Raw genomic sequence first — 22950 nt, 5'->3', positions numbered from 1 at the left:
TTACCGGCCCATGTCCCTCCAGCCTTTCGTGTTCCTCGCGGCTCTCCTGAGCCTGCCGCTTTTTGCCGCCGAAAAGCCAAACATCGTCGTCTTCATCTCGGACGATCACAGCATGCTGGACTCCGAACCCTACGGGTCCACGGATATCCGCACGCCGCACATGGCCAAGCTGGCGGCGGAGGGCATGAAGTTCTCCCACGCCTTCATTGCCTCCCCGGCCTGCGGCCCGAGCCGCACCACGCTCTGCACGGGTCTGTGGCCGGCGCGCAATGGCGCGGAGCCAAATCATCGGGGGAAGAATCCCAATGTAAGCTCGCTGCCGCCCGTGCTTCACGCGCTGGGCTATGAGGTGGCGGCCTTTGGCAAAGTCGCCCATGGCAATTACGCGAAGGACCACGGCTTCGACGTCACTGGCGGCCAGCAGCAAGGCGACATCGACACCGTCGAAGTGGGAAAATTCCTCTCCAACCGAAATGCATCGAAACCGCTCTGCCTGTTCTTCGGCACCCATCATCCGCATGTGCCCTGGGGTGAAAATGCAGGCTACGATGCTGCCAAGCTGAAGCTGCCACCCACGCATGTGGACACAGCGGGCACCCGCGAACAGCGCGCCCGCTACTGCTCGGACATCACACGCTCAGACACCCTGCTTGGCGAACTGCGCGCGCTGGCCAAAGACAGAGTGAAGGGGGACACGCTCTTCATCTACACCGCCGATCACGGCGCGCAGTGGCCCTTTGCCAAATGGAACCTCTACGATGCCGGCATCCGCATCCCCTTCATCGTGGCATGGCCCGGCCATTTGCAGCCCGCCTCGACCAATGACGCCATGATTTCCTGGCCGGACCTGCTGCCCACCTTCATCGAACTCGGCGGCGGCGCTGTGCCTGAAGGCATTGATGGCAACTCGTTTGCCGCCGTTCTTCTGGGGAAAACGACGACGCACCGGGAAAAAATCTTCACCACGCACAGCGGAGATGGCGACTTCAATGTCTATCCGATCCGCAGCGTCCGCTCGCGTGACTGGAAATACATCCGCAATCTGCATCCCGAGTTTCAGCATCACACGCACATCTCGCGCTCAACCAATGTGAACAGCGGGTTCAACTACTGGCAGAGCTGGCTTAACGCCGCCGAGACCAAACCGGAAGCAGCGGCTGTCTTGAAACGCTATTCCGTGCGTCCGGCGGAGGAGCTTTACGATCTGAAGAACGATCCGTTGGAACTTCACAACCTCGCCGATGCCCCTGCGCAGGCCGGGCGCCTGCGTGAAATGCGCGCCGACGTGGATGCCTGGATGCAGCAGCAGGGCGACAAGCAGACCGTCTTTGGCAAGCCGCTGCTGATCGGTGAGCCCGTCACCATGGTCGATCCCGGCGCTGGCAAAAAGAAGAAGGCCAAATGACGGCTCATCTTTGTTCACTTCCCATGAAAATCATCACCCTCCTCTTTTCGTCGTTCCTTCTTTTGGCATCGTCATTCGCTGTCGAAAAACAGCCCAACATCGTCTTCCTGCTCATCGACGATCTCGGCTACGCCGACTGCGGCTTCAATGGCGGCAAAGACATCCACACGCCGAACATCGACAAACTGGCCGCTGCGGGCACGGTGCTGGAATCTCTCTACGTGCAGCCGGTGTGCTCGCCAACACGAGCGGCGTTGATGACGGGTCGTTATGCCACGCACACGGGCGTTTACACCATCGTGCGTCCGCATGCCACTTGGGGCCTGCCGCTCACCGAGCGCACCCTGGCCAATGCACTGCATGATGCCGGCTACGCCACCGCCATCACCGGCAAATGGCACCTCGGCGAATTCGAGCCCGCGTACCTGCCCACCGCACGCGGCTTTGATCATCATTACGGCCACTACTTTGGCATGCTCGACTACTTCACCCACCTGCGCGGCCAGGATCTCGATTGGTATCGCGATGGCCAGCAGATCAAAGAAGAGGGATACACCACTCATCTTCTCTCTCGCGAAGCCTGCCGCATCATCACGGAGAAGGATAAAACCAAGCCCCTCTTTCTCTACGTACCGTTCAACGGCGTGCACTCACCGCTCGAGGTGCCGGATGAATACCTCAAGCCCTACGGCGAGCTGAAAGGTGCCCGGCAAAAACTCGCCGGAATGCTCTCCGCTGTGGACGAAGCCATCGGCCAGATCGTCGCCGCCTTGGAAAGCACCGGCCAGCGCGAGAATACGCTCATCATTTTCTCCACCGACAACGGCGGCCCGCCTCCCGGCACCAACACCCCTTTGCGCGCGTTCAAAGGCAGCATCTACGAAGGCGGCGTGCGCGGCTGCGCCTTTGCCAACTGGCCCGGCCACATCCCTGCAGGCAAACGCGTCAAAGAGCCCATGCACACCGTGGACTGGTATCCCACCCTCGTGAAGCTCGCCGGTGGCACCTTGGAGCAAAAGACTGCACTGGATGGCAAGGACGTGTGGCCCATGCTCACACAAGGCGCACCGTCACCGCACGATGCCATCCTCTGCGTGCAGTCTCCCACCGTGGCTGCACTGCGCATGGGCGACTGGAAGCTCGTCATGAACGGCAGCGATGCCGACAGCGAAGAAGCCCCCGCAGGTGGTGCCAAAGGAAAAGGCAAAGGTAAGAAGGGCAAGCCCAAGGCTGCTGAGTCCGGTGAAACTCTTGCGCTCTACAACCTAGCAACAGATATCGGTGAAAAGGAAAACCTTGCTGCCAAAGAGCCTGAACGCACCGCCACCATGCGTGCGCGACTGGCCGAGTTTCTCAAAGACGCCGTGATCCCCGGCCAGGTGGGCCACGAGGCCACCGCCTTGATTGAACAGCCGAAGAAGAAGGCCAGAAAATAGGACGGCATCTGCCGTTTTGCCGAATCCGACACATCCTTTGCCGGTATTTCCTTACTGCTACTTCGTTTAACCACGCTCGCCACCATGACCCGTCTCCTTCTTCTCTCCTTCCTGTTTACCTCCTTAGCTTTGGCTCAGGAGGGCTTCAAACCGCTCTTCAACGGCAAGGACCTCACCGCCTGGGATGGCAATCCCGAGCTGTGGTCTGTGGAGGATGGCTGCATCACAGGAAAAACAACCGGGCCGGAGCAGCTCAAGTACAATCAGTTTCTCATCTGGCGCGGCGGAGTGCTGAAAAACTTTGAGCTTCGGGTGAAGGTGAAGCAAGCGGGCAATAACACGGGCATCCAGTACCGCAGCCGCGAATTCCCTGAGACTGGCAAGTGGTCGGTGGGCGGGTATCAGTGCGACATTCATCCTGCAGCTCCGAACAACGCGATGGTCTATGGCGAGAAGTGGGGCGGCATCCTCGTGCAAAACGGGCAGAGTGTGGTGATCGATCCCGAGGGGGTGAAGTGGCTTGTCCGTGAGCATGAGCCGGTGAAGGTGGATATTGCCGAGTGGCATGAGTACACGGTCATCGCGCAGGGGAACCAGCTTGTTCATAAGATCGACGGTCAGGAGACCATCGACCTGCTCGACTTTGGTGCAAAGACGCAGCTGCTCGAAGGCATTCTCGCCTTTCAAATTCATCGCGGTCCGGCGATGAAGGTGCAGATCAAGGATGTGATGCTCAAGGAACTGCCGGAGGGCGGAGTGGCGGCTTTTAACAAGAGCGTGATTGCCAACGCGAAGCCAGTGGAAACGAAGGCCAAAGTGCAGCCGAAAGCTGAGACGGTCACGCCAATCGCAAAAGGAGAGGCGACGGCGGAGTGGAAGTGGCTGTGGAGCGATGCGCCCACGGCCAAAGACGCTGCGAGATTGAAGAAGGAGTTTAATTTCGGAGATGTGACGGTCAAAAGGGCGACTTTGCGTGTGAGCTGTGACAACGGCGCACAGGTATTCCTCAATGGCGAACTCGTGCTGACGAATCCCGACTGGCAGCGGCCCACGCAGGCGGATGTGACGAAGGCGCTCAAGCGCGGGATGAACGAACTGCGCGCAGAAGCCACGAACAAAGGCAGTGCGGCCGGTTTTCTCGCAGTGCTGACCGTGACGCTCACCGATGGCACCGAGCGCAGCATCTTCACCGATGCCTCTTGGTCGGCTGCGGCTCCGAAGACTGAAGAGTGGAAGCCTGCGAAAGTAGTGAACACGTATGGCAAGAAGCCGTATGGCGAGATCTTCAGCAAAGATCGTGTGAAGAACCCATCAGCGACTTCGGACGAAGTCACCGCCCCTGCCGACATCAAGGCCCTGCCGGGGTTCAAGGTGGAGCTGATCCACAAGGTTTCGAAAGCCGATGAAGGCTCCTGGGTTGGGCTCACGGTCGATGACAAGGGCCGACTGCTCGCGACGGATCAATACGGTGGACTTTTCCGCATCACCCCGCCGCCGGTGGGCAGCGGTGACAAGGCGCAGGTGGAGAAGCTCAGTGCGGAGATCAACGGCGCGCATGGTTTGCTGTACGCTTTCGACAGCTTGTACGCGCTGGTGAATGAGAAGCCGAATGTCGCGGGCCTGTATCGTCTGCGAGACACGAAAGGCACAGGCCAGTTTGATGAAAAGACGCTGCTGCGCGAGATCAAAGGCCAGGGCGAGCATGGGAACCACAGCATCACGCTCTCGCCTGATGGAAAGAGTCTCTATCTGTCCTGCGGCAACGGCACCGCGCAGCCGCAGATCGAGCACACGCGTGGATCGCGGCCCTTTGCCGATGATCAAATCGTGCCGCGCACGAGCAAGGGGGCGGAGTTCTCCGACACGGAACCCCAGGCTTTCAGCCTCAAGGTCTCGCCGGATGGCAAACGCTTTGAGATGATCGCAGACGGCATGCGCAATCACTTTGACACTGCGTTCAATGCCCTTGGCGACCTCTTCACCTATGACAGCGACATGGAGTGGGATGCCGGCACCCCGTGGTACCGGCCCACGCGCATTTATCATGTCGTCAGCGGCGGTGACTACGGCTTCCGCGAGTCTTCGGGCAAGCTGCTGGGCTACTGCCCGGACATCATTCCACCGCTTGTCGATGTGGGGCCCGGTTGTCCAACGGGTGTCGTCTCCGGTCTCGGGGCGGCGTTTCCGGCGAAGTACCAGCACGCTATTTATGCGTGCGACTGGACCTATGGAACGCTCTATGCCGTGCACCTCACACCCAAGGGTGCGGGTTATGAGGCAAAGCTGGAGGAGTTCATTTATGGCAAACCTTTGCCGCTCACGGATGCCGTCATCGGCAAGGATGGGGCGATGTATTTCGCCATTGGCGGACGGCGCACGCAGTCGGCGCTCTATCGTGTGACCTATGAAGGCAAGGAAAGCACCGCGCCTGCTGCCGTACCCACCGAGACGCCCGAGCACAAGCTGCGCGTGGAACTCGAGCGCCTGCACGAAGAAGGAACCGGCCCCGAAGCCATCGACAAGGCATGGCCGTATCTCGGACACGCGGACCGTCTGCTGCGCTACGCCGCGCGCGTGGCCATTGAGCGCCAGCCTGCGAAGCTGTGGGCTGCACGTGCGCTGAAACAAACCGAACCGTGGGCGGTGATTGAGAGCGGTCTTGCGCTCGGGCGTTTTGGCGGGAAGGAAAATCAGGCCGCGCTGCTGACGCTGCTCAATGCGCTTGATTATGCCAAGCTTGATGCCGCGCAGCAGATCGCGCTGGTGCGCGTGTATCAGGTCGTCGTTTCACGCAATGGGCTGCCGGAGGGCGACGCGCTCACGCAAACCATCGCTCGACTCGATGCGGTGTTTCCTGCGAAGACGAATGATCTGAATCGTGAGCTGTCACGCACGCTGGCGGCGCTGGGTTCTTCCGAAGTCGTGGCTAAGACGATCAAGCTCATGCGCTCGGCGAAGGATGATCCCGTCTCATGGCTTTCCGTGGAGCGCATGGCGCGCAATGACCGCTACGGCCCCAACTTCTTGCGCAGTGGCGAGGCGCGGCCAAATCAACAGCAGATCGCCTACGCTTATGGCATTCGCTTCACCAAGGAAGGCTGGACGCCCGAACTGCGCCGCGAGTTCTTCACGTGGTTTGCCAGCACCGGGCCGTGGCTGGGTGGCAATCAGTTCCGTGGTTTCATCGATACCATCCGAACCGATGCGCTGGCCTCGGTGCCGGATGTGAGCGAGCGCACGAAACTCGCAATCCTCGCCACACCGAAAATTCAGAATGCCGCACCGGCCGTGATTCATCCGCCGAAGGGCCCCGGGAAGAACTACAGTGTCGATGAAGTCGTGGCCTTCGCGAAGAACCTGCAGCGCGGACGCAATTTCGAGCGCGGTCACGAACTCTTCATCGCCGCTGCCTGCCAGGCCTGTCATCGTCTCGGCGCTGAAGGCGGAGGCGTGGGCCCGGATCTCACTGGTGCGGGAAATCGCTACACGCTGCGCGATCTGATGGAAAACATCGTCGATCCCAGCAAGGTCATCTCAGACCAGTATGAGAGCAGCGTCATCGCGCTGAAGAACGGCGGCACGGTGGTGGGTCGCATCACCGGTGAAGAAGGCGGTATGCTGCAGGTCGCCACCAACCCTGCCGCTCCCGGTCAAATCACAGAAGTCCGTAACACCGATGTGCAGAGCCGCAAAGTGTCACCAGTTTCTCTCATGCCTCCGGGCCTGATCAACAGCATGAATCCGGACGAAGTGGCCGACCTCATTGCCTACATCCTCTCCGGTGGAGACAAGCGGAACAAGATGTTCAAGAAGTGAGATCAGCATTCCATTCTCACTTCACCACCCTCATCTCATGCGGACCTCTTTCTTTATTGTTCTCATCCTGATTGCGAACTTGCACCCGACGGCAGCGAAGGATGAGGCAAGTTCCTCATCTTTTCCTGTCCGCATAAGGATCGATGCCTCCAAGCCTGGCGGGCCGCTCAAACCCATCTGGCGCTTCTTTGGGGCGGACGAGCCCAACTATGCCTACATGCCGCATGGCAATGAGTTGCTGGGTGAGCTGGGTGCTTTGAAAAAGGACGCGGTGTTTTTTCGCACCCACAGTTTGCTTGTGACAGGCAAAGGGGAGCATGGATTGAAGTGGGGATCGACGAATGCCTACACGGAAGATGCCGCAGGAAATGCGGTCTATGATTGGACCATCGTTGACCGAATATTTGATGCCTATCGCAGCCATGGCCTGCGGCCTTATGTGCAGATTGGCTTCATGCCGCAGGCGCTTTCGACGAAGCCGGAGCCGTATCGGCATCACTTTCCCGATGCCAAATACGAGGAGTTGTTCGGTGGCTGGGCCTATCCTCCGAAGGATTTCGCGAAGTGGGAGGAGCTAGTCTATCAATGGGCGAAGCATTGCGCGGCCCGATACGGCGAGCAGGAAGTGCTTCAATGGTACTGGCAGACATGGAATGAACCCAACATCGACTACTGGCGCGGCACGCGTGAAGAGTTTTTCAAACTGCACGACTGCGCCATTCATGCTGTGCGCCGCGCCATCCCTGGAGCCAAGGTCGGAGGTCCCGATCTCGCCAATGGCAAGGGTGAGGATTTCCTTGAGGCCTTCCTCAATCACTGCCTGAAGGGCTCCAATCACGCCACTGGTGGGAAAGGCACACCGCTGGATTTCATTTCCTTTCATGCCAAGGGCAAGCCATCACGGGTCGATGGCCATGTGCGCATGAGCATCTCCAATCAACTTGGCGAAATCAACGATGCCTTTGGCGTGATAGCCCAGCATCCTGAGCTCAGGAACACGCCCATCGTCATCGGCGAGTCTGATCCTGAGGGCTGCGCTGCCTGCAAGGGGGCGGATCGCGCCTATCGCAATGGCACCATGTATTCGAGCTACACCGCCGCGATTTTCCCGCGCAAGCTCGACCTCGCTGAGAAGCACGGAGTCAACCTCGAAGGGGCGCTTACCTGGTCCTTCGAATTCGAAGGACAACCCTACTTCGCAGGCTTTCGTTCGCTGGCCACGAACGGCATCGACAAACCGGTGCTCAACGTCTTCCGCATGTTCTCCCGCATGGATGGCCGCAGGCTGCACGTGGAAAGCGATGGCGCATCTCCGCTCACCGAACTCATGACAATGGGTGTTCGCGGCAAACCGGATGTCTCCGCCCTGGCCGCACGCAATGATAAACGCATCACCATCCTCGCCTGGCATTACCACGACGACGACATTCCCGGATCTGCCGCTGCAGTCACGCTCAATCTCGCAGGCACACCGGCAGGTAATCCTAAGCTTACCCGGACGCTCATTGATGAGGGACACTCCAATTCCTTCATTGCCTGGCAGGCCCTGGGTTCTCCACAAACACCGACGGCTGAGCAAATCCGCCTGCTTGAAGATGCCAGCCGCCTGGAGACGGCCCGCGATAAAACGGAAATCAAATCTGCGGACGGCCAGTGTGACATCACCTTCAACCTTGCCCGCCAGGGCGTCACTATGCTTGAACTTGAGTGGCCTTGATCTTTGCCCACAGCCCTTGCTGAGATGTCTTGATATGTACTTCGTTACACTCGTCGCACCATGAAACCTTTTCTCATTGTCCTCTTATGCATTCTCGGTGAGTTTGCCCAAGCCGCCGACAAACCCAACATCATCGTCATCTACACAGATGATCACGGTTTTGCCGATCTCGGCATACGTGGCGTGGAGAAAGATGTCAAAACGCCGCATCTCGATGCGCTGGCACGAAGCGGTGTCATTGCCAGACATGGCTACAGCACCGCACCGCAGTGCGTGCCATCGCGCGGAGGATTGATGACAGGGAAGTTTCAAGGGCGCTTCAACCTGGATAACAACGGCTCCGCGCTGGACGGCTTTAACAAGGAGACCACCATCGCCACGCGGCTGCAGAATGCGGGCTACACCACGGCGCAGTTTGGCAAGTGGCACCTCGGCCCGCAGAGCGAGATCCCAAAGCATGGTTTCAAGCATGTGTATTCACAGCACGGGCAGCAGAAGTTTCCGGCCAACATCACGCTGGAGGGCAAGGACAGGCCAATGGGTGACATGCCGTCGAAGGTGTATCACGTCGATGGCTGCGCGAAGGCCGCGGCATCGATCATTGAGCGCTACAAGGAGCAGCCCTTCTTTCTCTACATCGCATTTCGCGCCCCGCACACTCCGCTGGATGCACCCCAATCATACAAGGAGCGCTTTCCCGGCGAGATGCCGGAGCGCCGTCGTGCCGCGCTGGGCATGCTGGCTGCGGTGGATGATGGGGTGGGCCTCGTCACTAGCACGCTGAAGAAAAACGGCCTATCCGAAAAGACGCTGATCTTCTTCATCGGCGACAACGGCGCACCGCTCAAGATTCACAAAACGGACTCGCCACTGGAAGGTGATGCTGGAGGCTGGGATGGCAGTCTGAACACACCGCTCAATGGCGAAAAAGGCATGCTGGCGGAGGGCGGTATGCATGTGCCGTTTCTCATCGCATGGCCCGGCACCATTCCCGGTGGTCAGACCTATGAGCACCCCATGAGCGCGCTGGATGTCGCCGCCACGTCTGCAGCTATGGCGGGCGTGTCCGTGAAACCCGGCGATCTCGATGGCGTGAACTTGGTTCCTTATCTCAAAGGGGAGATCACCACGCCGCCTCACGAGGCGCTGATGTGGCGCTGGATGGCTCAGAGCGCCATCCGCGAGGGAAACTGGAAACTCCTGCGCGGCGGTGAGCGTGAGTATCTCTATGATCTGGCCACCGATTTGGAAGAGAAGCACAACCTTGCCTCGCAACATCCCGACGTGGCCGCACGCCTGCGCACGAAGCTCACGGCTTGGTGCGCGGAACTCAATCCGCCAGGACTCGCACTCGGCCCGATGTCTCCCGTTTGGAATGATTATTTTGATTTCTACCTCGAAGGCAAACCCGCGCCGAAACCTGAGGCCGAACCCAACACCAGCGCCACACGCGGCTGGCTGGCCCGGGGAGGCAGATTGATCGAAAAAGAGGGCGTGCTCGTGCTCACACCGGACAAAGGCGGCAAAGGTACCTTCATCACCCGCAGTCAGCTCAAACTCCCCGGTCCTGTCACAGCCAAGATCATTTTCAAAACCGCTGCGACAGGCCAGGGTGCCATCGCTTGGCGCATGGATGGAGACAAAGACTTCCTCCCGGCGAACCGCGCGCCGTTTGAAGTAAAAGCGAGCGAGGACTGGCAGACGCGGGAAGTCCAAATCCCTGCGACAGGCCGTGTCATCCATGTGCGGGTGCATCTCCCACACGGCCAGGCCGAGTTTCGCACGCTCGATTTCAAACCTGCATCACGATGACAATGCGCATCTTACTGCTTTTTCTTTGCTCCCTCGGCGGCTCGGCCGTCGCGGCGCAGCCGAATATCTTGCACATCCTTGCGGATGACATGGGATGGAACGCCTTGAGCTGTTATGGCAACAAGGATGTCTCCACACCAAACCTGGATCGGCTCGCGGCGCAGGGCATGAGGTTCACCTCCGCGTATGCGGATGCGCAATGCTCGCCGACACGAGCGGCGTTTTTGTCCGGTCAATTCGGAGCACGCACAGGGGTGTTCAAGGTGCTCAACGAGAAGGAACCTTCGCGGGCACCGATGCTGTCAGCGGAGGCGAATGCAGCTCTGGCCCCGGAGGTTGCCACACTCGCGACAACACTACGAAAGGCGGGCTACACGACCGGCATCAGCGGAAAGTGGCACATCGCCAACAATGCATCAGTGGCACCTCTGAGAAAGCAGCGGGATGGCAAGTACTTCGACGGCTACGGCTTCGATTTTGCCGGTGAGGCGAACGGCGGAGAGCATCACGAGGACAAAACTGTGACGGCCATCACCGATGACATCATCCGTTTTATCGAGATGAACAAAGACAGGCCGTGGTTTGCCTTCGTCTCCCATTTCAGCCCCCACACACCGCTGGAAGCACCCGAGGCGCTCATCGCGAAGCACGTCGCCCGTGGTTTCAAACGAGCTGAGTCAAACGAAGGCAAGTCGACTGAGCGGCCCATCGCAAACTACCTCGCGATGCTGGAGCACCTGGACAACGAAGTGGGCCGTCTTCTCGCGAAACTCGATGAGCTGAAGCTCCATGAACGCACGGTCGTTGTCTTTACCAGCGACAACGGCGGGCTTTCGCGCGTGACCAAAAACACCCCGCTGCGTGAAGGCAAAGGAGCGCCTTATGAAGGCGGCATTCGTGTGCCGCTCATCGTGCGCTGGCCGGAGAAGGTAAAAGCGGAAAGCAGCTGCGACGTGCCGGTGCATGCCGTCGATTTTTATCCCACGTATGCTGTCATCGCCGGGGCCACGCCTCCTGCAAAGCATCCGCTCGATGGAGAGAGCCTGCTCGCGCTGCTGGAGCAAACCGGAGCCCTGAAGCGCACCACGTTGTACTGGCACATGCCCACCTACACCACCAACTACGGCCGCACGCCCTGCGCCGTCATCCGCGAGGGGGACTGGAAGCTCATCCATTGGTTTGGCGACTACCTGGACACGACTGGTTTCACTCCTGATGACAAGCCCTACGGCAAACTGGTCATCGGCCCACGCACGGAACTTTACAACGTGCGCGAAGACATCTGTGAGACGCGCGATCTCGCCACCGAGCGGCCCAAGAAGACCATGCACCTCACCAACGCGTTGAATGCGTGGCTCAAACGTACCGGGGCAAAGCTTCCCAAAGAAAACCCCGGCTTTGATGAGAAGCGGTGGTGGACGAGTGGCAGAGAGGCCAGGTGAAATCAGCTCCAAACACATGAAACATATCTTTCTCCTTCTTTATTTGGTGCTGGCGCTCGAGCCAACATTGTTATCCGCAGCTAAGCCGGACATTGTCTTCCTGCTCGCCGATGATCTGGGCAATGCGGACGTCGGCTGGCATGGCAGCGACATCAGGACACCAAATCTCGACAAGCTCGCGGCGGGCGGCGCGAAGCTGGAGCATTTCTATGTACTGCCGGTGTGCACGCCGACGCGCGTGGCCTTTCTCACGGGGCGCTATCCCATTCGTTCAGGCATGCAGTTGAACGTGCTGCGGCAGCAGTCCAAATACGGCATGCCGCTGGAGGAGCGCACTGTTGCCAATGCGCTGCACGATGCGGGCTACACCACGGCGATCTGCGGCAAGTGGCACGTCGGCCATTTTGACAAGGCGTACTGGCCGAATGCCCGCGGCTTTGACCACTCACTGGGCCATCTGGAGGGCATCGACTACTTCACGCACCACAACTACTTCAAAAACGGCGAGCTGGACTGGCGGCGCAATGGCGAGGATGTGGTGGAGGAAGGCTACGCGACCACGCTGGAGGCCAATGAAGCCGCCGCTGTGATCCGGAGACAACCGAAGGACAAGCCGCTCTTCCTTTATGTTCCCTTCACGGGCGTGCATGGGCCGCTGCAGGCACCCAGCAAGGAAGCCGTGGCCGCGTATCAACCCTCGATGAATGAGCAGCGCGCCACTCTGGCCGCCACGATGACGGCGGTCGATGAAGGCTGCGGCAGGATCTTTGCCGCACTCGATGAAACGGGGCGTCGCGAAAACACGCTCATCGTTTTCTGCAGTGACAACGGCGGCATGCCGCCGGGGCGTAATCTGCCCTACCGGGCCTTCAAGTCTTCGCTCTACGAAGGCGGCATTCGCTCACCCGCACTCGCCGCGTGGCCGGGGCATATCAAGCCCGGAACCGTCATCACCGAACCTCTGCACATCGTCGATCTCTTCCCCACTTTTGTGAAGATCGCCGGTGGCAGTCTCGAACAAAAGCTGCCGCTTGATGGTCGCGACATCATGCCTGTGCTCACCGAGGGCAAACCCTCGCCGCATGAGGACATCCTGCTCAACGCCATCACGGCGAATGACGGTGCCATCCGCATGGGCGACTGGAAGCTCATCCTCAATGGCAACGACGGCGTCACGCCGTCCGTCGATCTGGCCACCGGCGAACGCAAAAAGGAAGGCCGGAAGGCGAAAAAAGAAAGGCGCAGCGAACCCAAGGCGGAACTCTTCAATCTGCGCGATGATCCCGGTGAAACCAAAGACCTCGCCGCCGCACAGCCCGAGAAAGTCAAAGAACTGCGGCAGCGCTATGATGCCTATTTGAAGGCGGCCGTGAAGCCCCTGCAGTTTCAAAACAGGAAGTAAATCCATGAACCGGCTTCTGCTCATCCTCCTTTTACTGAACGCGTCACTCCAAGCGTCGCAGCCGAATGTGCTCTTCATTATCGTCGATGATCTGACGACCACTCTCTCCTGCTACGGCAACACGCATGTCCATACACCAGCCATGGACGCGCTGGCGGCACGCGGCGTAAGATTTGACCATGCCTACACGCAGTTTGCGCTGTGCAATCCCTCCCGCTGCTCGTTCCTGACTGGCTGCTATCCGGAGAAAACAGGCGTGATGGATCTCAAGACGAGCCTGCGTAAGGCGCTGCCGGATGTGGTGACACTGCCGCAGCATTTCAAAGATCACGGCTACACCACAGGGCGTGTCGGCAAGGTCTTCCATGTGGCTGATCCGAAGACGAAGCTGGATGTGGAACTTGGCCCCGCCCTGCACAAAGACAGCGAAATCCTCATCGAGGCCAAGGCAGAGAACGACCCTGATGACAAGCCGCGTGCCAAGGCCAAGGGCGAAGGCTACAACCGCACTTTCGCTGCTTCAGCGCGACCGGCCGCCGATTTCACGGACTACCAGATCGCCGATGATGCCATCGCCACACTCGATGGATTCAAAGCGAAACCGTTCTTCCTGGCCGTCGGCTTCATCCGGCCACACACGCCCTATGTGGCGCCGAAAGCATTCTTTGAGTCCATCGACAAGACACAGCTCACGCTGCCGCCGTTTTATCGCGTAGGCGGCGAAGTGCTCACGCAACTGCCCCAATCGTCGCTGCGGCCCAACAACAATGTCTTCCGCTATGCTGAGCCCACGCGGGATGAAGCCCGTGATGCGCTGCAGGCCTACCTGGCCTCCACGAGCTTTGTGGATTCGCAGATCGGCCGTGTGCTGGCCAGGCTCGAGGAACTGAAACTCTCGGATAACACCGTCGTCGTCCTCACCGGCGACCATGGCTATCAACTCGGGGAGCACGGCCTTTGGGCGAAGCAGACGTTGTTTGAAGGTGCGAATCACGTCCCGCTGCTCATCGCCGCACCCGACGTGAAGCCCGGAACACGTGTGGGACTTGTGGAACAGGTCGACATCTACCCGACACTCTGTGATCTCGCCGGACTGCCAAAGCCCAAGCATCTTCAAGGGCGCAGTCTCAAGCCAATGCTCGATGACCCCACCGCCAAGGGCCGCCAGATCGCCATCAGCACAATGGTGGCTCCGCACACGAAGCTGACCGGCCACAGCGTGCGCACGGATGCCTTCCGCTACATTGTCTGGGAGCAGAACGGCGGCGAACTACTCTACGATCTCCGCAATGACCCCGACGAACTTCACAACCTCGCTGCTCAACCCGCGCAGGCTGATCGTATGAACCGCATGAGCGAGCGACTCGCGGCACATTTGAAAGCCGTCTCTGCACCATGAAGCTTTTTCTCCTCACCACATTCCTTTCCCTGTTCGCCGTTCTGCCAGCGTCATTTTCGGCGCAGCCGAATGTGATCATCATTCTCGCCGATGATCTCGGCTGGAGTGATACGACGCTCTATGGCACGACGAAGTTTTACCAGACACCGAATGTCGAGCGTCTGGCGAAGCGCGGCATGATCCTTACTCGAGCGTATTCGGCGAGTCCGCTGTGCTCGCCGACGCGTTCAGCCCTTCTCACGGGGCTGAGTCCGGCACGCACGGGCATCACCGTGCCCAACTGCCACATGCCGCAGGTGGTGCTGGAGGCGATGGTGGCCAAAAAGGGGCCGCCGAATCAGAAGGTAGTGCAGCCGGGTCCTCCGACACGATTAAAGACCGAATACCGCACGCTGGCGGAGACGCTGCACGACGCGGGCTATGCCACGGGGCATTTTGGGAAATGGCATCTTGGACCTGAACCTTTCTCCCCTTTGCAGCAGGGCTTTGATGTCGATGTGCCGCATCATCCGGGACCGGGCCCTGCAGGCAGCTACGTGGCACCATGGAAGTTTGCGGATTTTGATGCGGACCCAGATGTGCCTGACCAGCACATCGAAGACCGCATGGCGAAGGAGGCTGTGAAGTTCATGGAGCAGCACAAGGGTGGGCCGTTTTACCTGAACTACTGGATGTTCAGCGTGCATGCCCCGTTTGATGCGAAGAAGGCGCTCATTGAAAAGTACCGCAGCCGCGTGAATCCCGCTGACCCACAGCACAGCCCGACTTATGCCGCGATGGTCGAGAGCATGGACGACGCCATCGGCACGCTGCTGGATACGCTGGACAGGCTCAAGATCGCGGACAACACCATCATCATTTTCACCGCTGACAATGGTGGCAATATGTATGACAAGGTGGACGACACGACGCCCACCAGCAACGCGCCGCTGCGCGGTGGCAAGGCCTGTTTGTTTGAAGGTGGTACGCGTGTGCCGGGCATTGTCGTCTGGCCTGGCATCACCCAGGCAGGGGCGCGCAGCGATGCGCTGGTGCAGAGTGAGGATTATTATCCCACACTGCTCGAAGGTCTGTCGCTCAAGTCAGCACCTGAGCAGCACTTTGACGGCAGCAGCATCTTGGCTGCGCTGAAAGGAGGCGAACTGCCGGGCAAGGCGATCTTCCAGTACTTCCCGCACTACGGCACTGTGCCGGACTGGCTGCCACCTGCGGTGTCTGTGCATCGCGATGACTGGAAGCTCATTCGTATCTTTCACGGGGCTGAGAAGGGCGCGCATCGACATCTGCTGTTTAATTTGAAGGATGATCTCGGCGAGAAGAACAATCTCGCCACGCAGAAGCCTGAACTCGTGGCGGAGCTGGACGCGCTGATTGAAACCTTTCTCAAGGACACGCATGCCGTGGTCCCGGTGGTGAATCCGGGTTTTGATCCCAAGCAATATCATCCTGAACTTGAGGGCAAACAGCAGCCAAAGGCCAAGGCGAAAGCACCGGCCAAAGATGACAGCGATCCCGCCCTGCAAGGCTGGAAGGCCCGCGACTGCAAGGCGACTGTCAAAGACAGCATCTTGCGTGTGACGAACATTGGCTTTGAATGCTTCCTCGGCTTCGGTGCCGGCAAGCACAGCGGTCCCAGCACAGCGACCTTCCGCATCAAGGCCAAGCCCGGCGTATCGCATTTTGACTGGGTGCCCGGCGGCGGCAAGGCCCAGCGCGTGCCCTTCACTCTGAAGGGTGGCGACTGGCAGGAGATCACTGTTCAAATCCCCGCCATGGGACCGCTGGGCATTGTGCGTCTTTATCTGCCCATGCAGGAGCAGCCTGTGGAGATCGATTGGATCGAGCTTCGATCAGAGAACGACAGCAAGGCGACACGGACTGATTTTTGAAGTTGTTCTCGAAGCCATGGCTGGCTTGCAAATATACAGGGGATCAAGCAATACATCGGCTGAATGAACATCGCCTCCAATCTGGACACACGTGGATTCGCCATCGTGCCGAACGTTCTCGATACTTCAGCATGTCATGCATTGGCATCCTTGCTGGGAGATGCAAACGGGGCAGGCACTCGTGACATGCTGCGCAACCAAAAGGTGGCTGAGCTTGCAGAGTCGTCGTTGGCTGACTTGGTTCGCCTGCATCTTCCTCTCAGTCCCATTCCGGTGCGCGGCATCTATTTTGACAAACGCCCGGAAACCAACTGGCTGGTTGCGTGGCATCAAGACCTGACGCTGGCTCTCAAAGAACAAGCCGAGGTGCCTGGATTTGGACCCTGGAGCGTGAAGGAAGGTGTGCCGCATGTGCAGCCACCGATGAAGCTGCTGGAGCAGATGCTCACCGTGCGCCTTCACCTGGATGACACGGATTCAAGCAACGGTGCTTTGCGAGTTCTTTCTGGCACGCATCGACTGGGCCGGCTGAGCGCAGAAGCAATTCAAAGCTGTCGTGTAACCCATGAGGAGGTTCTTTGTGAGGCCAAAGCTGGTGACGTGCTGTTGATGCGTCCGTTGCTGCTGCATGCTTCCTCTCGCTCCTCCAGCCCAAGACGCCGCCGGGTGCTGCACATTGAATTCGCAGATTTCCCACTGCCAGCCCCTCTGGAATGGCATGAGGCTCCTTGCCAAACCTTCAAGAGTCCATGACTGATACCACAGCCGATTACATCCCCATGAAACACCTTTTACTGCCGCTTCTCCTTGCCCTTGCCAGTTGCACCACTCCGCAGTCCGGCGGCACGCCGGGGAGTCTGCCGCCATCCTCGTGGGGCCTGCCGCAGATCATCAATGTCTCGGCTTATGATCCGAAGGAGAAGCAGCGCGCAGGTCAGGGCTACTCGGAGCACGATGTGTCGGCGCTGCGGGCGAATGGGGCCAGCGGCTTGATCGCGCGGGCGGGCAAGGGCGGGAATCTGGATGAGAAGTGCGGGAACTTCCTTGCAGCAGCGGATCGCGCCAGGATGCTGCCGGGAGTTTACTACCGCCTGCAAAATCATGTGGATGCGGTGGCGCAGGCGGATCAATTCTGCGCACGTGCGCACTCGCTGGCACGGGGCCGCACGTGGAATGCACCGGCGCTGCTGCTGTGCGCGGACTTTGATGCAAACTCGCGTCTCTCCGACATCCTGCGGTTCATGGATCGTGTGGAATCACGCACGGGTGTGGTGCCGGTGGCGTATCTGGAAAACAGCACGCATTTGAAGCAGCTCCTCAGCAGCGCAGACCCAGCCACGAAAGCCAAGCTGCGTCGCATGCCGTATTGGCTGGCGCTGTATGCGCACGACAGTGGTGCAGGTCCAGTTTATCCCGCACCGGGAAGTCCACATGGGCTGGTCCATCAGTACCATGTGTGGTCGAACTGGACGCTGTGGCAGTACGGCGGCGTGGACTGGGGGCATGGCCGCTCACAGCCGAAGGTGTACAATCACGGTCTGCACCGCAACAGCCTCTACTTCGGCAATCTCGACCGGCCGGTGGAGCGCAATGTCTTCAATGGCTCGCATGGGGCGTTGCAGTCGTTCTGGCAGCAGCATGGCCTGCCGCTGCATTGATTAGCGCAGCGTCACCGCGACCTGTTTGAGCGCATCGACCAGGGCACGCGTGGCGGTGGAGGCGCGGCCTTTCTGCCAGAGGACGATGAAGTCCCAGCGCACCTTTTCATCGCTGACGGGCACAAAGGTCACGCCGGGATGCTGCAGCTTTTCAAAGTAGCCGGGCAGCAGCGTCACGCCTGATTCGGACACGACCTGTGAAAGCACATTCGTAATGCCGTCCACGACGACGGCGAAGCGCGGTTTAAAACCAGCCTGTTTGCAAAGGGCGGTCGCCCAGCGATTGCGCCCCGGCACCTGGTCTTCATCCACACCGATGAAGTCACGGCCCTTCAGCTCTTTGAGCGCGATGCTTTTTCGAACGGCGATGGCATCATCATCCGACACCGCCACGCAGACGTGGAGAGAGCAGAGTTTGGCGCTGTGAAATTCACGTGCCGCCATCACTCCTTCCTGGCCGATGAGCGCGAGATCGAGCTCTCCGGCACGCAGTCCATCGAGCTGCTCGCGTGGCGACATGTCGTGCAGTTTCAGCTTCACCTCCGGGTGGGACTTGCGCAGCTTTGCCAGAGCCGGGGTGAGCATGCTCTGCGCTGCGGAAAGCAGATAGCCCACGCGCAGCTCGGAGCGCTCTCCTCGCGCCTGCCTGCGCAGCTCGGCCAGTGCTGCATCATAGCTGGCGACCAGAGGGCTCATGGACTTCACCAAGGCATGACCAAGACCCGTGGGCTTCACGCCGCTCGTTTCGCGCTCCAGCAGCTTGCCGCCGAGTTCATTTTCCAAAGCCTGCATCTGGCGGCTCAGCGCGGGCTGTGTGATGCGCAGCCGCACTGCGGCCCGGTTGACGCTGCCTTCTTCGATCACGGTGAGCAGGGCTCGGATGCGGTCCATCATGCCGCAGAGGTTATGCACAACCGGCATAACGGCAACTGCCAACCGGCATTACCCGCAGCCTCACCGGCGCGGCAGTGTCCACTTGCTCACTCAAGAGCTCATCAACCCAAACACACACCATCATGAAACTCGCAATCATCATCACCTCCGATCCTAAAAGCGGCGAAGAAGCCCTTGGCCGTGCTTTCAATGCCCTTGCTCTTGCGGCGGAAGCCCAGGAAAAGAACGACGAGGTCAGTGTCGTGTTCGCCGGCACCGGCGTGCGCTGGCCTGCCGAATTCTCGAAGCCAACGCATCCGGCCCACGGCCTCTACAATGCCGTGCGCCCCGCCATCGCCGGTGCCTCCTGCGGCTGTGCCACCGTGTTTGGCGCGACGAAGGAAGTCGAAGCCTGCGGCCTGCCAGAGATCAAAGATTTCGCGCTCGCCGGCCCCCCCGGATTTGCCAGCATTCGCCGCTATCTCGCCGAAGGCTGGCAGACGCTCGTATTCTAAAAAACATCCGGCAATCTTCCTCATTGTCACCAACCCTTCGCTCCCACCTCGACTATGGCCGACCGATTCATGCACACCGTGCTCACGCCTGCCGTGTTCGAGGCGGAGCGTCATTACTATGGGCGGACCTATCCCGCCTTTGAATCCACGCCAGTGAGTGATGTGCTCACTGCCTCAGAGGCGGCATTTATCTCCGAGCGTGACTCGTTTTACATGGCCACCATCACGGAAAATGGCTGGCCCTACCTCCAGCATCGTGGCGGGGGGAAGGGCTTTCTTCGGGTCACCGGACCCAATGAACTTATGTTCGCCGATCATGGTGGCAATCGCCAGATGATCAGCGTCGGCAGCCTGGCGAAGAATGACCGCGTGAGCCTCTTCCTCATGGACTACCCGGCGCGTGAGCGGCTGAAGATCCTTGGCCATGCACGGGTCTTGGATGCGCGTGAGCATCCGGATCTGGTCGCCAAGATCACGCCGCTCGGAGGTCACGCAGCGAAGGTGGAGCGCATCTTTGTGATCGACGTTTTATCCTATGACTGGAACTGCCCCAAATTCATCACGCCGCGCTTCACCGCCGCTGAGGTGCAAGACGCCGTGGCGCCGCTGAAGGCGCGCATTGCCGAACTCGAATCCCAACTCAAACTGCAAACACCATGAACCCACGCCCACCCCTGCCACCATTCACTGAAGAATCTGCGATCAAGAAAGTCCAGGCCGCTGAAGACGCCTGGAACAGCCGCGATCCCGAGCGCGTTTCGCTGGCTTACACACCCGACACGGAATGGCGCAACCGCGATGTCTTTCTCAATGGTCGTGCCGAAGTCGTTGAGTTCCTGAAAAAGAAGTGGATGAGGGAGCAAGACTACCGCCTCAAGAAAACGCTGTGGGCCTTCACGGGAAACCGCATCGCCGTGCGCTTTGAATACGAGTGGCATGACGAGGCCGGCCAGTGGTGGCGCAGCCATGGCAATGAGAACTGGGAGTTTGATGAAAACGGCTACATGGCCAGGCGCTATGCCAGCATCAATGACCAACCGATTCGCGAAGAGGAGCGTAAGCTCCGCTGGGAGCGGGCCTGAGCGGTTCGTGACCTCAACCTCTTTCTATGAAGCCTGTTATTCTCATTACCGGAGCCACGCGTGGCATTGGATTCGCTGCAGCCAGGCAACTTGCCGCACGTGGCGCGCAGGTCATCATCGCCAGTCGTGATGGCGCACGCGCCGCTGAGGCCGCCGCAAGGGTTGGAAGCGGAACAAGCAGCGTGACGCTGGACATCACGGATCAGGCGAGCGTGGAAGCTGCGGTGAAACAGATCGAGGACCAGTTTGGCAGGCTCGATGTACTGGCCAACAATTCCGCCATCCTGCTGGATCACTATCAAAGCCTGCTCGAACTCAAGCCCGAGGTGCTGCTGGAGACGCTGAACACGAATGTGGTCGGCACGCTGCGGGTGTGTCAGGCGTTTGCGCCGCTGCTCGCGAAATCCAGTGCGCCGCGCATCGTCAATGTCTCCAGTGGCGCGGGGCAGCTGGATGGTGAGCCTCAATCCTGGGCGCCGGCTTATTGCATCAGCAAGACCGCGCTCAACATGCTCACGCAGCAGCTTACCGCCGCATTGCCAGACGTGATGGTGAACAGCATGTGCCCCGGCTGGTGCCGAACTGAAATGGGCGGCAGTGAGGCACCTCGCACACCGGATGAAGGCGCGGATACGCTTACATGGCTGGCTCTGGATGCGCCCCATACGCTGCGCGGAAAATTTGTGAAGGATCGTGCGGTGATTCCTTGGTAACAGACGCGCCGCTGCGGCGTTCTACGTGCCATGCAAAAGACCTTCCTCATCTGCTGGGCCGCCTGCGGCGTGCTCATTTCACTTCACGCTGCCGAACTAGCAGGGGCTCCGGGTCCGGTGGGCACCCAAGCAGGTGCGAAGCTCGTCCATCGGTTGGAGATCACGAAGCCCGGTGTCTATGAAAACTTCCGTGTCGATGCTCAGGGCCAGGGCGGCAACATTGTGAAGATCACCGCGGATGATGTCACGCTGCGCAACTGCGAGATCTTCAATGGCACAGGCAACGGCGTCGGAGTCTTTGGCAAGCGTGTGGTGATCGAGAACTGCCGCATCCATCATCTCTTGAACGGCACCTTTGAGGAGCAGAACGATGCGCATGGCATCACCGGCCGCTGGGGCGATGTCACCATCCGCAACTGCGACATCTCCCACACCTCGGGTGATTGCATTCAGTTTGACCCGGACCGCAGGTCACGCGGCAGTCTGACGATTGAACAATGCAATCTGTGGGCGGGCCCGCTCGCTGAAGACGCACCGGGATTCAAAGCGGGGCAGAGTCCGGGTGAGAACGCCTTTGATTCAAAGACCCCGCCCGATGGCGAGCGTTGCAAGCTCATCATCCGCCAGTGTTACATGCATGGCTGGAACCAGCCCAGCCAGATCTCGACACGTGCCGCTCTCAATTTGAAGGAACACATTGATGCAGTGATCTCGCACTGCGTGTTTGATGACAATGAGGTGGCCATTCGCGCACGCGGTCCCGGCGGGCGTGGAGATGCACGGGTGACGGTGGAGGATTGTACGATCTGCCGCACTCAGGTGGGCGTGAGAGCGGAGGACAAAATTGAAAAACTGAAAATTCTCCGCATGGCCTATGGCCCCGAGGTAAAGTCACGCGAAGAGCGCCACGGCGGCAAGGAGCTGCCCGGCTACGAAAACACAGGCGAGCATAACGCGCCGCCGATGGAGAGCCTTATTGTCAAACCACGGTCTTGAGCCATCGCCTGGGCCATGCGCCCTGCCTTGGAAAGTGGCGTCCAGGCGATAATTTCACGAAAGACTTGGGACCACCAACGTTTGAGGGGGCTGCTCATGAAAACACGCGCACTCCTCTTCCTGGTAATGGCACCGCTTGTTTCAGGTCAGGCAGCCGCTGCGCCGAAGACCAACGTGCTGCTGATCGTGATTGATGATCAAAACGGTTTCGCGGGCCGCACTGATATTTCACCGCAGGCTGTGACGCCACAGCTGGACCTCTTTGCAAAGAGTGGAATGAACTTTGCCAATGCACAGTGTGCAGCACCGGTGTGCAATCCTTCGCGCACGGCCTTTCTGTCCGGCCTGCGCCCCTCCACCACGGGCATCTATGATAACAGCCAGGACTCATTGCCAAAAGATCATCTGCTGATGCGCTCGACCTCACTGCCGACGTACTTCCGCGATCAGGGCTATCACCTCGCGGGAGCAGGCAAGGTCTTCAGCTCCGCCATCGCCGCTGCTGCTGGCAAACGCATCTGGGCCGAGACCCTCGAACTGGGCCGCAAGGCCAAGAAACATGCTCCAGCACCCCCGGAAGGCGTGGGCATGAACGCCATCGGCAAGCATGCGTGGGGCCCGCTCTACAAGAGCAAGGAGGAGATGGAGGACTGGAAGCTGGCCGGATGGGCGGCGGAGTTTTTGACGAAGCCGCATGAGGAGCCCTTCTTCCTGGCCTGCGGCATCGTGAAGCCGCACACGCCTTGGTACGTGCCTCAGGAGTACTTCGATCTCTTCCCGCCCGGGAGCATCACT

18 protein-coding genes are annotated in these 22950 nt (G+C 59.6%); 17 read left to right on the top strand and 1 reads right to left on the bottom strand.

What is annotated here, in order from left to right:
• The first annotated feature begins 10 nt into the window (after positions 1-10).
• The 11 genes from ACIREA_RS02830 to ACIREA_RS02780 all read left to right on the top strand — a co-directional run bounded on the left by ACIREA_RS02830 (position 11) and on the right by ACIREA_RS02780 (position 17976).
• On the top strand, positions 11-1405 hold the full coding sequence (locus ACIREA_RS02830; RefSeq protein WP_397380343.1) for a sulfatase: 1395 nt from the start codon (positions 11-13) through the stop codon (positions 1403-1405).
• Between the two features lie 23 nt (positions 1406-1428).
• Positions 1429-2841: a sulfatase-like hydrolase/transferase gene (locus ACIREA_RS02825; protein ID WP_397380341.1), complete on the top strand. Its 1413-nt coding sequence runs from the start codon at positions 1429-1431 to the stop codon at positions 2839-2841.
• Between the two features lie 84 nt (positions 2842-2925).
• Complete coding sequence (locus ACIREA_RS02820) at positions 2926-6657, top strand: family 16 glycoside hydrolase (protein WP_397380339.1); 3732 nt, start codon at positions 2926-2928, stop codon at positions 6655-6657.
• 37 nt (positions 6658-6694) lie between these two features.
• Positions 6695-8374 (top strand): beta-xylosidase, encoded by a 1680-nt coding sequence (locus ACIREA_RS02815; RefSeq protein WP_397380337.1) that lies wholly within the window; start codon positions 6695-6697, stop codon positions 8372-8374.
• A gap of 60 nt (positions 8375-8434) precedes the next feature.
• Positions 8435-10186: a sulfatase gene (locus ACIREA_RS02810; protein WP_397380335.1), complete on the top strand. Its 1752-nt coding sequence runs from the start codon at positions 8435-8437 to the stop codon at positions 10184-10186.
• A 2-nt stretch (positions 10187-10188) separates the two neighbouring features.
• Positions 10189-11628, top strand: coding sequence for a sulfatase (locus ACIREA_RS02805; RefSeq protein ID WP_397380333.1), 1440 nt, complete (start codon positions 10189-10191; stop codon positions 11626-11628).
• A 16-nt stretch (positions 11629-11644) separates the two neighbouring features.
• Complete coding sequence (locus ACIREA_RS02800; protein WP_397380331.1) at positions 11645-13030, top strand: arylsulfatase; 1386 nt, start codon at positions 11645-11647, stop codon at positions 13028-13030.
• Positions 13031-13034: 4 nt separating this feature from the next.
• Complete coding sequence (locus ACIREA_RS02795; RefSeq protein ID WP_397380329.1) at positions 13035-14429, top strand: sulfatase; 1395 nt, start codon at positions 13035-13037, stop codon at positions 14427-14429.
• Entirely contained in the window at positions 14426-16318 is a 1893-nt protein-coding gene (locus ACIREA_RS02790; protein WP_397380327.1) for a sulfatase, read from the top strand. Before ACIREA_RS02795 ends, ACIREA_RS02790 begins: the two co-directional genes overlap by 4 nt.
• Positions 16319-16381: 63 nt before the next feature.
• Positions 16382-17071, top strand: coding sequence for a phytanoyl-CoA dioxygenase family protein (locus ACIREA_RS02785; RefSeq protein ID WP_397380325.1), 690 nt, complete (start codon positions 16382-16384; stop codon positions 17069-17071).
• The gene (locus ACIREA_RS02780) at positions 17068-17976 is read left to right on the top strand and encodes a GH25 family lysozyme (RefSeq protein WP_397380323.1); all 909 of its coding nucleotides are present in this window, start codon (positions 17068-17070) and stop codon (positions 17974-17976) included. The genes ACIREA_RS02785 and ACIREA_RS02780 overlap by 4 nt, the downstream gene beginning before the upstream one ends.
• On the opposite strand, the gene ACIREA_RS02775 is transcribed toward ACIREA_RS02780, so the two are convergent.
• Positions 17977-18870, bottom strand: a complete 894-nt coding sequence (locus tag ACIREA_RS02775; protein WP_397380321.1) for a LysR family transcriptional regulator — start codon at positions 18868-18870, stop codon at positions 17977-17979.
• A gap of 122 nt (positions 18871-18992) precedes the next feature.
• Here ACIREA_RS02775 and ACIREA_RS02770 point away from each other — a divergent pair, with 122 nt between their 5' ends.
• From ACIREA_RS02770 to ACIREA_RS02745, 6 genes are all read left to right on the top strand, one after another.
• Positions 18993-19364, top strand: coding sequence for a hypothetical protein (locus ACIREA_RS02770; protein ID WP_397380319.1), 372 nt, complete (start codon positions 18993-18995; stop codon positions 19362-19364).
• Between the two features lie 54 nt (positions 19365-19418).
• Complete coding sequence (locus ACIREA_RS02765; protein WP_397380317.1) at positions 19419-20024, top strand: pyridoxamine 5'-phosphate oxidase family protein; 606 nt, start codon at positions 19419-19421, stop codon at positions 20022-20024.
• Positions 20021-20446 (top strand): DUF1348 family protein, encoded by a 426-nt coding sequence (locus ACIREA_RS02760; protein ID WP_397380315.1) that lies wholly within the window; start codon positions 20021-20023, stop codon positions 20444-20446. Before ACIREA_RS02765 ends, ACIREA_RS02760 begins: the two co-directional genes overlap by 4 nt.
• A 26-nt stretch (positions 20447-20472) precedes the next feature.
• Positions 20473-21159, top strand: a complete 687-nt coding sequence (locus tag ACIREA_RS02755; protein WP_397380313.1) for an SDR family NAD(P)-dependent oxidoreductase — start codon at positions 20473-20475, stop codon at positions 21157-21159.
• A gap of 30 nt (positions 21160-21189) precedes the next feature.
• Positions 21190-22155: a right-handed parallel beta-helix repeat-containing protein gene (locus ACIREA_RS02750; RefSeq protein ID WP_397380311.1), complete on the top strand. Its 966-nt coding sequence runs from the start codon at positions 21190-21192 to the stop codon at positions 22153-22155.
• A 96-nt stretch (positions 22156-22251) separates the two neighbouring features.
• Positions 22252-22950 (top strand): sulfatase-like hydrolase/transferase (locus tag ACIREA_RS02745; RefSeq protein ID WP_397380309.1); only part of this gene is annotated, 699 nt, incomplete at its 3' end.

Source organism: Prosthecobacter sp. (assembly GCF_044373815.1).
Lineage (GTDB): Bacteria > Verrucomicrobiota > Verrucomicrobiia > Verrucomicrobiales > Verrucomicrobiaceae > Prosthecobacter.
This window is presented reverse-complemented; position numbering and strand designations above follow the sequence as displayed.

What these genes read in the sequence shown, in the direction of transcription:
- ACIREA_RS02815 (WP_397380337.1), top strand. Translation starts at nt 6,695, where the DNA reads ATGCGGACCTCTTTCTTTATTGTTCTCATCCTGATTGCGAACTTGCAC.
- ACIREA_RS02775 (WP_397380321.1), bottom strand. Translation starts at nt 18,870, where the DNA reads ATGATGGACCGCATCCGAGCCCTGCTCACCGTGATCGAAGAAGGCAGC.
- ACIREA_RS02810 (WP_397380335.1), top strand. Translation starts at nt 8,435, where the DNA reads ATGAAACCTTTTCTCATTGTCCTCTTATGCATTCTCGGTGAGTTTGCC.
- ACIREA_RS02755 (WP_397380313.1), top strand. Translation starts at nt 20,473, where the DNA reads ATGAAGCCTGTTATTCTCATTACCGGAGCCACGCGTGGCATTGGATTC.
- ACIREA_RS02760 (WP_397380315.1), top strand. Translation starts at nt 20,021, where the DNA reads ATGAACCCACGCCCACCCCTGCCACCATTCACTGAAGAATCTGCGATC.
- ACIREA_RS02830 (WP_397380343.1), top strand. Translation starts at nt 11, where the DNA reads ATGTCCCTCCAGCCTTTCGTGTTCCTCGCGGCTCTCCTGAGCCTGCCG.
- ACIREA_RS02785 (WP_397380325.1), top strand. Translation starts at nt 16,382, where the DNA reads ATGAACATCGCCTCCAATCTGGACACACGTGGATTCGCCATCGTGCCG.
- ACIREA_RS02780 (WP_397380323.1), top strand. Translation starts at nt 17,068, where the DNA reads ATGACTGATACCACAGCCGATTACATCCCCATGAAACACCTTTTACTG.
- ACIREA_RS02805 (WP_397380333.1), top strand. Translation starts at nt 10,189, where the DNA reads ATGCGCATCTTACTGCTTTTTCTTTGCTCCCTCGGCGGCTCGGCCGTC.
- ACIREA_RS02790 (WP_397380327.1), top strand. Translation starts at nt 14,426, where the DNA reads ATGAAGCTTTTTCTCCTCACCACATTCCTTTCCCTGTTCGCCGTTCTG.
- ACIREA_RS02750 (WP_397380311.1), top strand. Translation starts at nt 21,190, where the DNA reads ATGCAAAAGACCTTCCTCATCTGCTGGGCCGCCTGCGGCGTGCTCATT.
- ACIREA_RS02765 (WP_397380317.1), top strand. Translation starts at nt 19,419, where the DNA reads ATGGCCGACCGATTCATGCACACCGTGCTCACGCCTGCCGTGTTCGAG.
- ACIREA_RS02820 (WP_397380339.1), top strand. Translation starts at nt 2,926, where the DNA reads ATGACCCGTCTCCTTCTTCTCTCCTTCCTGTTTACCTCCTTAGCTTTG.
- ACIREA_RS02825 (WP_397380341.1), top strand. Translation starts at nt 1,429, where the DNA reads ATGAAAATCATCACCCTCCTCTTTTCGTCGTTCCTTCTTTTGGCATCG.
- ACIREA_RS02795 (WP_397380329.1), top strand. Translation starts at nt 13,035, where the DNA reads ATGAACCGGCTTCTGCTCATCCTCCTTTTACTGAACGCGTCACTCCAA.
- ACIREA_RS02770 (WP_397380319.1), top strand. Translation starts at nt 18,993, where the DNA reads ATGAAACTCGCAATCATCATCACCTCCGATCCTAAAAGCGGCGAAGAA.
- ACIREA_RS02800 (WP_397380331.1), top strand. Translation starts at nt 11,645, where the DNA reads ATGAAACATATCTTTCTCCTTCTTTATTTGGTGCTGGCGCTCGAGCCA.